This is a genomic window from Salinifilum aidingensis, from assembly GCF_054782015.1.
Window position 1 is genome coordinate 414935 of sequence record NZ_BAAGTH010000003.1, and the last position, 15054, is coordinate 429988.

The following is a 15054-nucleotide window of genomic DNA, read 5'->3' on the forward strand; positions in this document are numbered from 1 at the left end:
GCGGGTGCGATCCTGGGCGCGTGGCACCTCGGCAGCACAACGGCATGACCTACACCCAGGCGCGGCACCTGGTCCTCGTCGGAGCCATCGCCGCGATCGTCGTCTTCGGGCTCGTCCGGGTGTCCTACGGCTCGCTCCCGCCGCTGCCCCTGTTCGCCGGGGCGACGCTGCTCGTCGTCGCGGCCGTCGACCTGGGCGTGGCGTTCACCCTGGGCGGGCGGATCCAGCGGCGCGAGGCCCGGGGCCCGGAGGACGCGCTCACGGCCGCGCGGGCGCTCGCGCTGGCGAAGGCGTCGTCCGCGGCGGGCGCGATCATGAGCGGCGTGTGGGTCGGCATGCTCGGCTACCTCGTGCCGCAGGCCTCCAGCGTGGCCGAGGCGCGTTCGGACAGCGGCGCGGCGGTGGTCGGGCTGATCAGCGCGCTGCTGCTGCTCGGTGCCGGGTTGTTCCTGGAACGCCGACTGCGCAACCCGGACGAACCGCAGGACCGCGACGAGGCGGAGTCCGACCCGGAGGGTTACCGCGAGTGATCGAATTCCACTCGTCCGAAGTGGTGAGTGTGCCCTGCGGAGACCGGGCGTTGTTGCCGGTTTCACCGCGCTCGCGGACGGTTCGGACGGGTCATGCGGGTCCTCGTGCCGAGGCCGCGCGGGTATCGTGAGGCCATGGCGAAGCGTGATCACCCCCCTGCGGAATCCGGGGCGGGATCAGCCGCGGGCGGCGATCCCGATCCGGGACCGGGGCTGCGTCGCCAGACGCCGAGGGGCCGTCAGGCGCCGAAGGCGGCCGCCGTGTTCCTCGCGGCGGCGGCCGCGGGGGTGCTGATCCTCAGCGATGACGTGCGGCTGCTGCGGCTCGGGGTGGTCACCGCGCTGTGGGCCGCACTGCTCTGCGCGTTCGCCGTGGCGCGTGCGCGCCACCGGTTGTCCGCGCAGGAACGCCGGGTGGCGGAGCAGCGCCGCGCCTACGAGCGCGAGCTGGAGCGGGAGACCGCCGCGCGCCGCGAGTTCGAGTCCCGCGTGGCCGAGGAGGCCCGCAGGGAGGTCGCGGCCGAGTACGAGGAGGAGTTGCGCGAGCTGCAGCGGTTCCGGGAGGCCGCGCACCACGTCGGCGGGGACGACCGGGTGCGGCTGGCGCTGCCCGCCGAGGCGGATGGGCAGCGCAGCGGTGACGGTGCGGCCGCCGACCGGCACGCGCTCGTCGTGCGCGCCGCGGACACGCACGAACTGCCGGCCGTTGTGCCGGGGCGCGCGGACGCGGCCCCGCGGGCGCAGGCGGCCCCGCGGGCGGAGGCACCCCCGTTCGCCGAGGCGCGCCCGGGAGCGGAGGGCCGCGCGCGCAGCGCGGAGGCCTCGGGGAGCGGGATGGTCCCGGTCGCGCCGCCCCCGGACCGGGGGGCGCGGGGGCAGGCAGCGGCGCCCCCGGCGCACCCGGCTCCGGGGCGTCCGGGGCGGGTGCCGGAGCCGCCGCGCCAGGCGGTCGGCAACGAGTGGTCGTACCCGGGGATCGCGGCACCCGGTCACGACGGTGCCGCTGCCGGCGCGTCCGCTGCCGGGGCTTTCCCGGCGGGCACGGGCGCCCGCGGTCCGGGCGCGGAGTCGCCCGGGGCGCAGCCGAGCGGCACCGCGGCCCCTTCGAGCAGTACCGGGACGGACGACGTCGAGGCGCAGGCGAGCGGTGGTGGGAACTCCGCCGACGATCCGGAGGCCGGCGCGCACACGGCGGGCACCTCGGTGACCGAGCTCCTCGCCGCCTACGGCGACACGGGCACGCGCCCCGGCCGCCGACGCCGGCGCGGCTGAGACCCGCCTCCCCGGAGGGACGCGCGCCGCTCCCGCGGTTCCGGGGTGGACATCGCGCGGGGAGTGCTCACCACCTCGGCGCGGCACCGCGGCGTCCCCGCGCGGGTGCACGTCCCGTTGCGGGGGGAGCAATCTAGGGTTTGGGACGTGCCACACCGTGATCGTCACGTTCCCGGAGGCGGGAACGCCCACGATCCCCACCCGGCGGGCCCGGCGCATTCCGCCGGCGGTTCCGGGGATCTCGGCGTTGCCCAGCACGACGTCTCCGCCGCGCGCCGGTTGCAGCAGCGCAAGCACCACCAGGTCGGCTGGCCGGTCGCCGGGCTGCTCGTCCTGTCCCTGTGCGGGCTGGCGATGCTCGGCGTCACCACCTCCCGCGTCGGCCTGCTGCCCGGACTCGTGGGCGCGACCGCTGCGCTGCTGCCGGTCGGCGCGGTCTTCGCCGCGACCATCTGGATCGACCGGTGGGAACCGGAGCCGCCGAAGCTGCTGCTCGGCGCGTTCCTCTGGGGCGCGGGCGGGGCGACCGCCTCGGCGCTGCTGCTCAACGACGCCGTCACCGACCTCGGCGACATGCTCTTCGCGCGGAGCGACCAGCGGTTCTTCGCCCTCGTGCTCACCGCGCCGGTCGTGGAGGAAGGGGCGAAGGCGCTGTTCGTCGTGGCCCTGTGGTTCCGCCGCCGCTCCGAGTTCAACGGCATGGTCGACGGCATCGTCTACGCCGCGCTGACCGCAGCCGGTTTCGCGTTCATCGAGAACATCCTGTACTTCGGAAAGGCCTTCGCCGAGGGCGGTTTCGGCAGCGTCAGCGGCGGGGTGGTCGCCGTGTTCATCCTCCGGGGCGTGCTCGCCCCGTTCTCCCACCCGCTGTTCACGGCGATGGTGGGCATCGGGATCGGGTTGGCGGCCCGCAGCCGCGCGCGGGCCCCGCGGGTGCTCTGGCCCGCGGCCGGCTACCTGTTGGCGGTCGCGCTGCACGCGGTGTGGAACGCCTCCACCACGCTCGGCGGGGAGCGCTTCCTCGTGATCTACTTCCTCATCATGGTGCCGGTCTTCGCCGGTACCGGGTGGCTCGTGTGGTGGCAGCGCAAGCGCGAGCAGCGCATCGTCGTCGAGCAGCTGCCGGTGCTGCAGCGCGCCGGGCTGATCGTGGAGAACGAGCGCGAGCTGCTGGTCACGCTCGCCGCCCGCCGCGGGTGGCTGCGCACGGTCCGGCGCAGCGCCGGCAAGGAGGCCGCCAAGGGGGTGCGGGACTACCAGATCGCCGTCACCGAGCTGGCGTTCCTGCAGCACCGCGCCCAGCAGGGGTGGACGACGAGCACGGCACGCCGCGAACGGCGCGAGCAGCTCGTCGCCGAGCTGAAGCAGGCGCGGCGCTCCGCCGCCGGCACGCAGCAGGCCATCCGGACGGCCAAGCTCAAGCTGGACGAGCTGACCCAGATGCGGGTGCAGCGACCGCGCCAGCCGCGCCGCCCGCAGTGACCCGCGGGCACCGCCGATCAGTGTGATGCGACACCCCCGGCCCGGTGCACCGCCGGGTGCGCTCTACGCTCGCAGTGGACGTCCGGTACCCGGATGGGACTGGAACGGCTGAGGAGGACGACGTGGGTCACGCGCAGCGACCCCGCCTGCGGGTCGGCATCGTGTCCGCGGGACGCGTGGGCAGCGTGCTCGGTGCGGCGCTGCGCCGGGCGGGTCACGAGATCACCGGCGTGTCGGGGGTCTCGGACGCTTCCCTGCGGCGCGCCGCGGAACTGCTCGACGGCGTGCCCGTGCGCTCGCCCGACGAGGTCGTCGGCGCGGCCGACCTGGTGCTGCTGGCGGTGCCCGACGACGCCCTGCCCGGGCTGGTGCGCGGTCTGGCCGCGACCGGCTCGCTGCGGCCGGGGCAGATCGTCGCGCACACCTCCGGTGCGCACGGCGTGCACGTGCTCGACCCCGCGGCGGAGGCGGGCGCGCTGCCCGTGGCGATGCACCCCGCGATGACGTTCACCGGTCGCGCCGAGGACGTGCAGCGCCTGCCGTCGGCGTGCATGGCGATCACCGCCGCGGACGCCGGGGCGGAGGAGGACGCACCGGGCTGGCCGGTCGCCGAGGCCCTCGCCCTGGAAACCGGCATGGAACCCGTGCGCGTGCCCGAGCACGCCCGCGGGCTGTACCACGCCGCGCTCACCCACGGCGCGAACCACCTGGTCACGCTGGTCAACGAGTGCGTCGAACTGCTGCGCACCGCCGGGGTGGAGCCGGCGGAGCAGCTGCTCGGCCCGCTGCTGTCGGCCGCGCTGGACAACTCCCTGCGGCTGGGCGACCGCGCGACCACCGGTCCGGTGGTGCGGGGCGACGCGGGCACCGTGGCCGCGCACCTGGACGCGCTGGGCGAGGCCGATCCGGAGGTCCTCGCCGGGTACCGGGAACTGGCCCGGCGCACCGCCCGGCGGACCGAGCGCGCCGGGATCCTGCGCGCGGAGGACGCCGACGCGGTGCGGGCGGTGCTCGACGGGCCGGGCGCGGCGCCCGGCACCGGAGCAGATCCGGAGTGAGGACGTCCCCGATCCCCGCTGACACCCGATGAGCAGGAGCGAGAAATGAAGGCGTCGCACCAGGTCGGTGCCGGTCCCGGGTACACCCCGAACGACGTGACGGTGCACCGCCGGCCGGAGGAGCTGGCGAAGGTGACCCGGGCGCTGCGGTCCACCGGCCGCACGATCACCCTCGTGCCCACCATGGGGGCGCTGCACGAGGGGCACATGGAGCTCATCCGCGCCGCACGCGCGGTGCCCGGCAACATCACCGTGGTGTCGATCTTCGTCAACCCGCTGCAGTTCGGCGAGGGCGAGGACTACGAGCGCTACCCGCGCACGTTCGAGTCCGACGTCGAGGCCTGCCGCGAAGCGGGCGTGGAGCTGGTGTTCGCCCCGGACACCGAGGCGATGTACGGGTCGGACCCGCAGCTGTCCGTCCACCCGGGACCGCTCGGCGAGGAGCTGGAGGGCGCGGCGCGGCCCGGGCACTTCGCCGGTGTGCTGACCGCGGTGCTCAAGCTGCTCAACATCGTCCGCCCCGACCAGGCGTTCTTCGGGGAGAAGGACTACCAGCAGCTGGTGCTGATCAACCGCATGGCGCGCGAGTTCAACCTGGACGTGCAGGTGCTCGGCGTGCCGGTGGTGCGCGAGTCCGACGGCCTGGCGCTGTCCTCGCGCAACGCCTACCTGGACGCGGAGCACCGCTCCGCCGCGGCGGTGCTCTCGGCGGCGCTGGCGGCCGGCTCGCACGCCGGGTCGGGCGGTGCCGCGGCGGTGCTCTCGGCCGTGCGGGAGGTGCTGGCCGAGGAGCCGCGGCTCGAGGTGGAGTACGTCGAACTGCGCTCCCGCGATCTCGGCCCCGCCCCGGAGGAGGGCGAAGCGCGGTTGCTCGCCGCGGTGCGCGCGGGCGGGACGCGCCTGATCGACAACGTGGGCGCGACCCTCGGCGGCGGGATGGAGTGAGCCCGCGGGGCTCGGCTGGGAGGTGCCGGTCATGTGGCGGACCATGCTGAAATCCAAGATCCACCGGGCGACGGTGACCCAGGCGGATCTGCACTACGTCGGTTCGGTGACCATCGACGCCGACCTGATGCGCGAGGCCGACCTGCTCGAGGGCGAGCTCGTGCAGATCGTCGACGTCACCAACGGGGCGCGGCTGGAGACCTACGTGATCACCGGCGAGGCCGGTTCCGGCGTGCTCGGCATCAACGGGGCCGCTGCGCACCTGATCCACCCCGGTGACCTGGTGATCCTGCTGGCGTTCGGTGTCATGGACGAGCAGCAGGCGCGCACGCGCAGCCCGCGCGTGCTGTTCGTCGACGCGGACAACAGGATCGTCGACCGCGGCGGGGACCCCTCCGCGGTGCCGGCGGGAGCGGTGGAGTCCGGCCTGCGCAGCGGTGCTCGCACCGAGTCCGGCGAGGCCGTCGCGCCGCCCGGTGCCACCGGTCCGGAGGCGGACGGCCCGGCCGGGGGCGCCGCCCGGTTGGACGCGCTGCCGCGCGAGCAGTAAGCAGGACCTCGGACGACGAGATCATCCGCGGGAGCCGCCGCCGGCCGGAGGCTCCCGCGGGCGGAGGACCGCGGCAGGAGCGGGAGGACACGGGTGCTGCTGACCATCGACGTGGGCAACACGAACATCATGCTCGGGGCGTTCGCCGACGGCGAGGCGGAACACCCCGCCGGGTCGGGGGCATCCGGTGTGGACCGCGGCACCGCGGGCCGGGACGTCGGGGTTCGCAGCACCGCGGGCGGGAGCCCGGCCGGTCCGGAACCGTCCGGGTGGCCGGTGCGCACCTGGCGCATGCGCACCGAGCCGCGGATGACCGCCGACGAGCTGGCGCTGACGATGCGCGGCCTGCTCGGCGAGTACGCCGAGCGGATCACCGGCGTGGCCGCGCTGTCCACAGTGCCCGCGCTGCTGCGCGAGCTGCGCGTGATGCTCGACCGGTACTGGCCCGACCTGCCGCGGGTCGTCGTGGAACCGGGTGTGCGCACCGGCGTTCCGCTGCTGGTGGACAACCCGAAGGAGGTCGGCGCCGACCGCGTGATCAACACGCTGGCCGCGCACCACCTGCACCACGTCAACTGCGTCGTCGTCGACTTCGGCACGTCGACGAACATCGACGCGATCTCGGCCAAGGGCGAGTTCCTCGGCGGTGCGTTCGCGCCCGGTGTGGAGATCTCCCTGGACGCGCTGGCCGCGCGCGCCGCCCAGCTGCGCAAGGTGGAACTGCAGCCGCCGCGGTCGGTCATCGGCAAGAACACGGTGGAGGCGCTGCAGTCCGGCATCCTCTACGGGTTCACCGGCCAGGTCGACGGGCTGGTGCAGCGCATCGTGGCGGAGCTGGAGCGCACCTACGGCGGCTCGACGTCCGTGCTCGCCACCGGCGGCCTGGCCCCGCTGGTCGTGTCGGAATCGCGCACGATTTCGGCGAACGTGCCGGAGCTGACACTGCTGGGGCTGCGTCTGGTCTACGAGCGCAACTTCGGTGCGTGAGGGGTCTGCGGATCGGCCGTTGCGGGCGGGTGGTCGGGGCCGGCGGGGAGGGCCCTCCTGGTTACGGCCGTGCGCGAGCCGAAACGTACCCTTGGGGCGTGACTGACCAGGACCGTCCCACCGCCGAGGAGCCCGCGAACGAGGCCGCCGCGGAAGCCGCCGACACCACGCCGGAGCAGATGCGCGTCCGGCAGGAGAAGCGCCAGCGACTGCTGGATTCCGGGGTCGACCCGTACCCGGTGAAACTGCCGATCACCCACGATCTCGCGGACGTGCGCGCCGCCCACGCGGATCTGCCGGCGGACACCTCCACCGGCGACTTCGTCGGCGTGGCGGGCCGGGTCATCTTCATGCGCAACACCGGCAAGCTGTGCTTCGCCACGCTCCGCGCCGGGGACGGCACCGAGCTGCAGGCCATGCTCAGCCTGCAGCAGGTCGGCCAGGAGGACCTCGAGGCGTTCAAGAGCGATGTCGACCTGGGCGACCACGTCTTCGCGCACGGCGAGGTCATCACCTCCCGCCGCGGGGAGCTGTCGGTGCTGGTCGGCGAGTGGCGGATGGCCGCCAAGGCGCTGCGGCCGCTGCCGGTGATGCACAAGGACCTGGGGGAGCAGACCCGGGTGCGGCAGCGCTACGTCGACCTGATCGTGCGGCAGCAGGCCGCCGACACCGTGCGCATCCGGGCCGCGACCCAGCGGGCGCTGCGCGATTCGTTCCACAGCCGCGGCTACCTCGAAGTGGAAACCCCGATGTTGCAGACGTTGCAGGGGGGTGCGGCCGCGCGCCCGTTCGTGACGCATTCAAATGCGTTCGACATGGACCTGTACCTGCGCATCGCGCCGGAGTTGTATCTGAAGCGGTGCGTCGTCGGCGGTATCGAGAAGGTTTTCGAGATCAACAGGAACTTCCGCAACGAGGGGAGTGATTCTTCCCACTCCCCGGAGTTCGCGATGCTGGAGTTCTACGAGGCCTACAGCGATTACTGGGACATGGCCCGGCTCACCCGGGAACTCATCCAGGAGGCCGCCGAATCGGTCACCGGCGGTCAGCGGGTGACGTGGTTCGACGGCACCGAGGTGGACCTTTCCGGGGAGTGGCCGTGGCTGACCATGTACGGATCGTTGTCAGAAGAGCTCGGAACCGAAATCACCCCGGAAACCTCCGTGCAGGAGCTGCGCGAGCACGCCTCGGCGCGGGGAATGTCGGTCGATCCGCAGCACGGGCACGGCAAACTCGTCGAGGAGTTGTGGGAGCACCTCATCGGTGACCACATCACGGTGCCGACGTTCGTCCGCGACTTCCCGGTGGAGACCTCCCCGCTGACGCGGCAGCACCGGCAGCGGTCGGGCGTCGCGGAGAAATGGGACCTCTACGTGCACGGGGTCGAGCTCGCCACCGGGTATTCCGAACTCGTCGACCCGGTCGTGGAGCGGCAGCGCCTCCAGGAGCAGGCGCGGCTGGCGGCCGCGGGTGACGAGGAAGCGATGCCGGTGGACGAGGATTTCCTCCGCGCGCTGGAGTACGGGATGCCGCCGAGCGGTGGTGTCGGCATGGGCATCGACCGGTTGTTGATGGCGCTGACCGGACTCGGGATTCGCGAGACGATCCTGTTCCCGCTGGTGCGGCCGGAGTAGCGGTCCCCTCGGCGCGGGCGGGACGGGCCGTTCCGCGGTTTTCCGGGTTCCGCGCCGGTTTCGCCCGCGCGGGCTTTCAGCTGCACGGGGTTTCAGCTGCACCGGGTTTCGGCTGCACCGGGTCGGCACGCGCACCGCCGGGCCGGCGCATCCGCGCCGGCCCGGCGGAACTGCGAGATCCCCGGCGGAGTGCGCGTGCTCCGCCGCCGGTTCTGCGGCGCGGCAGGACCGGGTGCGGGAAGGGGCCCGCGGGCGGGATGCCGCCCGCGCGGGAGGAAAGGTGCGGGCGAAAACGCGGCGGGAAACACCGCGGCCGCCGCGGCGGCGGAATGGGAACGGAGCCTGCGGGCGGGGAATCCGCCCCGGGTGAGTGCGTAATCGGAGTTCTTGCGCTAGCCTAGCCGTACGAATAATCGTCGGCGACGGCTTTGCCACCCCTGCGAGGGAGATCTGCCTCGGGCGCGCATCTCCGGGAGCGCCTTCCCGCGGAGATGTCCCGAGGAGATGGTCGCTGTCCCGCTATTGCTGAAATAACCCGGGGAGGACTTCGAGGATGGCACAGAAGGTCACGGTCCAGCTGGTGGACGACATGGACGGCGGCGAGGCCGTGGAAACCGTGGAGTTCGGTTTGGACGGTGTCTCTTACCAGATTGATCTGTCCGAGGACAACGCCGCCGAGTTGCGGGACGCCCTGGCGAACTACGTCTCCAATGCGCGGCGCGCCGGCGGGCGGAAGAAGCCGGGGCCGAAGCCGTCGACTCCTTCCCGCTCCAAGTCCAGCGGCTCGGCCACCACGGCCGACCGGGAGCAGAATCAGGCGATTCGGGAATGGGCGCGCAAGCGCGGTTTGAAGGTCTCGGATCGCGGCCGGATTCCCGCCGACATCGTGGAGCAGTACCACAAGGCGCACTGAGCGCGGTGCGCTGAATCGAACAGCGGGCCGCGGCCGTCTCCGCCGCGGTCCGCTCGTCGTCACGCCATTTTCCCCGGCGGGCCACCGGCGGGTGGGAGGCGTTCCGGGATCCTCCGGGGCGCCTCCTACCCGCGAAACGTGCGCGCCGCACGTCCCTCCGGCCGGCACCCGCCCAGTCGCACCCGGCCAGTCGCACCCGGTCGGCCGCGCCCGCTCCTCCACCGCGTGATCCGATCCCGTTCTCCCGCCTCCGCGGTCGCGCTCAGTGCCCGCTGACCAGCGGTGCGTGCATTTCTCGAGAAATGCACGCACCACCCGATCCGGTGATCTCTCCGCGCGTGGTGGGCTGCACGCCCGGACCCCGCTGCTTTCCGCGCTCCCCGCCCCGGGTGTTCCGGGTGCTCCCGCGGGGGCGTTCCGGGCGCTCCGTGGCTCAGGCGGGGCGGGCCGCAGGTGCCGGCGGTGTGCTCGCATCCGGCTCCCGCGGATCCCGTGACCGGGGTGTGATCTCCGACATCCTCACCCACCCTGTCGGGTGTCCGTTAGGTGGGCCTAACCTAACCGGGGCGAGTTCGGTGAGTGGTCAGGAGACGGATGTGAAGCGCAGCGTGGCCGCCGGCGCGCACCAACGAGGGCCGGTGGACTCCCCGCCGGAACCGGAACCGGAGCAGCGGCGCGCGCGACCGGAACCGGACCGGTCGGGGGTGCAGCAGCGGCGGCGGCGACGGCTCACCGGCCTCGGCGTCCTCGCCCTGCTGCTCGCGTTCGGCGCGGTGCTCAGCATCGCCATCGGCGCGAAGACGATCCCGGTCGCCGAGGTGTGGCGCGCGCTGACCGGCGGCGCCGGCGTCTCCGCGGAGAACGTGCTGATCGTGCGGGAGCTCCGCGTCCCGCGCACGCTCCTCGGCGCGCTCGTCGGGGCGTGCCTGGGGCTGGCCGGTGCGCTCATGCAGGGCCACACGCGCAACCCGATCGCCGACCCCGGCATCCTCGGCATCACCCACGGCGCCGCGGTCGGCGTCGTGCTCGCCACCTACGTCTTCGGCATCAGCTCGCTGCTCGGCTCGGTGTGGTTCGCCTTCGCCGGGGCGCTGCTCGGATCCGTGGCGGTGTTCGTCATCGGCACGCTCGGCGGTCGCGGCGCGCCCAGCCCCGTCACCCTCGCGCTGGCGGGCATGGCGATCAGCTACTTGCTGCAGGGCATCACCTCGGGGCTGGTGCTCACCGACCAGGAGAGCCTCAACGCCTACCGGTTCTGGAAGGTCGGCTCCATCGCGATCGACAACCCCGAGGTGGCGCTGCAGGTGCTGCCGCTGCTGCTCGTGGGCATCGTGATCGCCCTCGGCAACGCCCCCGCCCTGAACGCGCTGTCCCTCGGCGAGGACGTCGCCCGCTCGCTCGGACACCGGATCGCCTGGGCCCGCCGCCTCGGCATCCTGGCGATCGCGGTGCTCGTGGGCGGGGCCGTGGCCCTGTGCGGGCCGATCGGCTTCGTCGGGCTGATCGTGCCGCACGTCGCGCGGTTCTTCACCGGCGCCGACTACCGGTGGGTGCTGCCGTTCTCCGCGCTGCTCGGCGGGGCGGTGGTGCTGCTGGCCGACGTGGTGGGCCGCGTGGTCGCCCGGCCCGCCGAGGTGCAGGTCGGCGTGATGCTGGCGATGGTCGGCGCCCCGTTCTTCATCGCCCTGGTTCGGCGCAGGAAGTTGGTGCGGTTGTGACCCGGATGGTGCAGGAGGCCGCGCGCGTGCCCGGGCGGCGCCCGGTGCGCTTCGGCGCGCTGTCCGGGGTGCTGCGCTGGCGCCCGCTGCTGGCGCTGCTCGGTTCGGCCGCGGTGCTGCTGCTGATGTTCCTGCTCAACGTGGGCCTCGGTGACTACCCCCTCGGTCCGGGGCGGGTGTTCCTCGCGCTGTTCGGCGGGGGAGACCCGGCCTCGCAGGTCATCGTGACCGAGCTGCGCCTGCCGCGGTCGCTGGTGGGGCTGCTCGTCGGCGCGGCGCTGGGCCTGTCCGGCGCGATCATGCAGGCGCTGCTGCGCAACCCGCTGGCCAGCCCCGACATGCTGGGCATCACCTGGGGGGCGGGAACCGCCGCGACCGCGGTGATCGTCTTCGGCGGCAGCGCGGGCACCGCCACCGGCCTGGTGGCCACGTTCGGCCTGCCCGCGGTGGCGCTGCTCGGCGGCCTCGGCACCGGGCTGGCGGTGTACCTGCTGGCCTACCGCCGCGGGGTGGACTCCTACCGGCTCGTCCTCGTCGGCGTCGGCGCCAGCGCGTTCACCGGCAACGCCACGTTCTGGCTGCTCTCGCTCGGCGACGTCAACGACGCCGGCCGCGCGATGGTGTGGCTGACCGGCAGCCTCAACGCGCGCGGCTGGGAGGACGTGGGGCCGGTCGCGCTGGCGCTCGCGGTGATCGTCCCGCTGAGCCTCGTCGGCGCGCACGTGCTCGGTGCGCTGCAGTTCGACGACGACACCATCCGCGGTCTCGGCGTGCGGATGAACACCGCGCGCGGGGCGCTGCTGCTCGGCGCGGTGGCGCTGGCCTCGGTGGCCACGGCCGCGGCGGGCCCGATCGTGTTCGTCGCGCTGGCCACGCCGCAGATCGCGCTGCGGCTGGCGCGCACACCCCGGCCGCCGCTGCTGACCTCGGCGGTGCTCGGTGCGGTGCTGGTGGTCGGTTCCGACCTCATCGCCCGCACCGCCTTCGGCGTGATCGAACTGCCGGTGGGGGTCGTCACCGCGGTCCTCGGCGCGCCGTACCTGATCTACCTGCTCGTTCGCCGGTACCGGGAGGCCCGAGTATGACGAGTTCGATGGCATCCGAACAGGTGGCCGCGGCCACGACCACCGACGCGCGGCTGCGCGCCCGCGACCTGCAGCTGGCCTACGGCGAGCGGGTCGTCGTCGACGGGCTCGACCTCGACGTCCTCGACGGGGCGATCACCGCGATCATCGGGCCGAACGGGTGCGGCAAGTCCACGCTGCTGCGCGCCCTGGGGCGGCTGCTGCGGCCCCGGTCGGGGCAGGTGCTGCTGGACGGCGCGCAGATCCACGGCATGTCCACCAAGCAGGTGGCGAAGGTGCTGGGCATGCTGCCGCAGTCGCCGGTGGCCCCGGAGGGTCTGACGGTGGCGGACCTGGTGGCGCGCGGCCGGCACCCGCACCAGGCGTGGTACCGGCAGTGGTCCTCCGACGACGAGGGGGCGGTGGCCGAGGCGCTGGAGCTGACCGGCATCGCGGAGCTGGCCGACCGCCCGCTGGACGAGCTCTCCGGCGGGCAGCGCCAGCGCGCCTGGTTGTCCATGGTGCTGGCCCAGGGCACGGATCTGCTCATGCTCGACGAGCCGACGACGTACCTGGACCTGTCGCACCAGGTGGACGTGCTCGAGCTGATCGAGTCGTTGCACGCCGGGAGCGGGCGGACGGTGGCGATGGTGCTGCACGACCTGAACCTCGCCGCGCGCTACGCGCAGCGGCTCGTGGCCATGGCCGACGGGGAGGTCGTCGCCGCCGGCGCTCCGGAGGAGGTCATCACCGAGCCGCTGCTGGCCGAGGTGTTCGGGCTGGAGGCCAGGGTGATCACCGATCCGGTCGCGGGCGGCCCGCTGGTGGTGCCCGTCGCGGGGCGCCGGTCCGCGAGCGGGTGATCGCGCCCGGCGCTCGGGACTGCTCCGATCGGGCGATGCGCGGGCCTCCGGCGGGGGTGCGCGCGTAGTCTCGGCGGAGAGCTGCCCTCTTCGGAGTCCCCGCACCCGCCCGGGTCGGGCCGCGGTCGGGGCCGTGCGGTGCGGCGGGTGAGCGGGCGGACGGCACGTCCGCGACGCGGGTGCTGTTCGCGCTGGGCGGACATCGCGGTCCGCTCCTGGAACCTGCGGGAATGCCGCTGGTCAGTGGGCCGTTGTTCGCGTCGTCGTAGCAGAATGTGTGCTGTCAGCCGCCGTCGGGCACGGACCGCTACCGGGCCGGCCTACTACAGTGGTCGCAGGAAACGCTGATACCCGTCGTGGACATCGGCTCGTCGACCTTCGGTAGTCGACCCCGGGAGGCGGTGGCCGTGTCCCGGTACGAGACCGCCGGCGCAGCAGTCAGGGAGTGCGAATGTTCGAAAGGTTCACCGACCGCGCGAGGCGGGTGGTCGTCCTGGCCCAGGAGGAGGCCAGGATGCTCAACCACAACTACATCGGCACCGAGCACATTCTCCTGGGCTTGATCCACGAGGGTGAGGGTGTCGCCGCCAAGGCGCTGGAGTCGCTGGGAATCGCGCTGGAGGGCGTGCGCCAGCAGGTCGAGGAGATCATCGGCCAGGGCCAGCAGGCACCGAGCGGGCACATCCCGTTCACCCCGCGGGCGAAGAAGGTCCTCGAGCTGTCGCTGCGGGAGGCGTTGCAGCTCGGCCACAACTACATCGGCACCGAGCACATCCTGCTCGGCCTGATCCGCGAGGGCGAGGGCGTGGCCGCGCAGGTGCTGGTCAAGCTCGGCGCCGACCTCAACCGGGTGCGGCAGCAGGTGCTGCAGCTGCTGTCCGGTTACCAGGGCAAGGAGCCGGCGGAGTCCGGCAGCAGCCGCAGCGAGGGCACCCCGTCCTCGTCGCTGGTGCTGGACCAGTTCGGCCGCAACCTCACCCAGAACGCGCGCGAGGGCAAGCTCGACCCGGTCATCGGCCGGGAGAAGGAAGTCGAGCGCATCATGCAGGTGCTCTCGCGGCGCACGAAGAACAACCCGGTGCTCATCGGTGAGGCCGGCGTCGGCAAGACCGCCGTCGTGGAGGGCCTGGCCGCGCAGGTCGTCAAGGGCGACGTTCCCGAGACGCTCAAGGAAAAGCAGCTGTACACGCTGGACCTCGGCTCGCTGGTGGCCGGGTCGCGCTACCGCGGCGACTTCGAGGAGCGCCTGAAGAAGGTGCTCAAGGAGATCAAGACCCGCGGGGACATCATCCTGTTCATCGACGAGATCCACACGCTCGTCGGTGCCGGTGCGGCCGAGGGCGCGATCGACGCGGCCAGCATCCTCAAGCCGATGCTCGCGCGGGGTGAGCTGCAGACCATCGGCGCCACCACGATGGAGGAGTACCGCAAGTACGTCGAGAAGGACCCGGCGCTGGAGCGCCGCTTCCAGCCGATCCAGGTCGGCGAGCCGTCCCTGGAGCACTCGGTGGAGATCCTCAAGGGGCTGCGCGACCGCTACGAGGCGCACCACCGCGTGTCCATCACCGACGGGGCGCTGGCTTCGGCGGCGAGCCTGGCCGACCGCTACATCAACGACCGGTACCTGCCGGACAAGGCGATCGACCTCATCGACGAGGCCGGTGCGCGGATGCGCATCCGCCGGATGACCGCTCCGCCGGACCTGCGCGAGTACGACGAGAAGATCGCCGAGGTCCGCCGCGAGAAGGAGTCCTCGATCGACGGTCAGGACTTCGAGCGCGCCGCTCGCCTGCGTGACGAGGAGAAGCAGCTCATCACGCAGAAGGAGGAGCGGGAGCAGCAGTGGAAGGCCGGTGACCTCGACGTCGTCGCCGAGGTCGACGAGGAGCAGATCGCGGAGGTGCTGGCCAGCTGGACCGGCATCCCGGTGTTCAAGTTGACCGAGGAGGAGACCTCCCGGCTGCTGCGGATGGAGGACGAGCTGCACAAGCGGGTCATCGGCCAGGACGACGCGGTCAAGGCCGTGTCGCAGGCGATC

13 protein-coding genes are annotated in these 15054 nt (G+C 73.1%); all 13 read left to right on the forward strand.

Translation table 11 applies throughout. The features are described 5' to 3' along the window. Positions 1-20 precede the first annotated feature (20 nt). Positions 21-530, forward strand: coding sequence for a DUF3180 domain-containing protein (locus tag ACYVJE_RS06970; protein ID WP_461143774.1), 510 nt, complete (start codon positions 21-23; stop codon positions 528-530). A gap of 135 nt (positions 531-665) precedes the next feature. Beyond that, positions 666-1802: a DUF6779 domain-containing protein gene (locus ACYVJE_RS06975; protein WP_461143775.1), complete on the forward strand. Its 1137-nt coding sequence runs from the start codon at positions 666-668 to the stop codon at positions 1800-1802. Between the two features lie 147 nt (positions 1803-1949). Continuing rightward, positions 1950-3284, forward strand: a complete 1335-nt coding sequence (locus ACYVJE_RS06980) for a PrsW family intramembrane metalloprotease (protein ID WP_459158031.1) — start codon at positions 1950-1952, stop codon at positions 3282-3284. A 122-nt stretch (positions 3285-3406) separates the two neighbouring features. Next, positions 3407-4342, forward strand: coding sequence for a Rossmann-like and DUF2520 domain-containing protein (locus ACYVJE_RS06985; protein ID WP_459158032.1), 936 nt, complete (start codon positions 3407-3409; stop codon positions 4340-4342). Positions 4343-4387: 45 nt separating this feature from the next. Next, a complete protein-coding gene (panC, locus tag ACYVJE_RS06990; RefSeq protein ID WP_461143776.1) occupies positions 4388-5287 on the forward strand; it encodes a pantoate--beta-alanine ligase in 900 nt (299 codons plus the stop codon). 31 nt (positions 5288-5318) lie between these two features. Continuing rightward, complete coding sequence (panD, locus tag ACYVJE_RS06995; protein WP_461143777.1) at positions 5319-5837, forward strand: aspartate 1-decarboxylase; 519 nt, start codon at positions 5319-5321, stop codon at positions 5835-5837. A 93-nt stretch (positions 5838-5930) separates the two neighbouring features. Next, positions 5931-6824, forward strand: coding sequence for a type III pantothenate kinase (locus tag ACYVJE_RS07000; protein ID WP_461143778.1), 894 nt, complete (start codon positions 5931-5933; stop codon positions 6822-6824). Positions 6825-7003: 179 nt separating this feature from the next. Next, the gene (gene lysS, locus ACYVJE_RS07005; protein WP_461143799.1) at positions 7004-8458 is read left to right on the forward strand and encodes a lysine--tRNA ligase; all 1455 of its coding nucleotides are present in this window, start codon (positions 7004-7006) and stop codon (positions 8456-8458) included. Positions 8459-9011: 553 nt separating this feature from the next. Next, the gene (locus ACYVJE_RS07010; RefSeq protein ID WP_459158036.1) at positions 9012-9371 is read left to right on the forward strand and encodes a histone-like nucleoid-structuring protein Lsr2; all 360 of its coding nucleotides are present in this window, start codon (positions 9012-9014) and stop codon (positions 9369-9371) included. Positions 9372-9967: 596 nt separating this feature from the next. Beyond that, positions 9968-11089, forward strand: a complete 1122-nt coding sequence (locus ACYVJE_RS07015) for a FecCD family ABC transporter permease (RefSeq protein WP_461143779.1) — start codon at positions 9968-9970, stop codon at positions 11087-11089. A gap of 5 nt (positions 11090-11094) precedes the next feature. After that, complete coding sequence (locus ACYVJE_RS07020; RefSeq protein ID WP_461143800.1) at positions 11095-12174, forward strand: FecCD family ABC transporter permease; 1080 nt, start codon at positions 11095-11097, stop codon at positions 12172-12174. 8 nt (positions 12175-12182) lie between these two features. Continuing rightward, positions 12183-13016, forward strand: a complete 834-nt coding sequence (locus ACYVJE_RS07025; RefSeq protein ID WP_459158038.1) for an ABC transporter ATP-binding protein — start codon at positions 12183-12185, stop codon at positions 13014-13016. 451 nt (positions 13017-13467) lie between these two features. After that, positions 13468-15054 (forward strand): Clp protease N-terminal domain-containing protein (locus tag ACYVJE_RS07030; RefSeq protein ID WP_461143780.1); only part of this gene is annotated, 1587 nt, incomplete at its 3' end.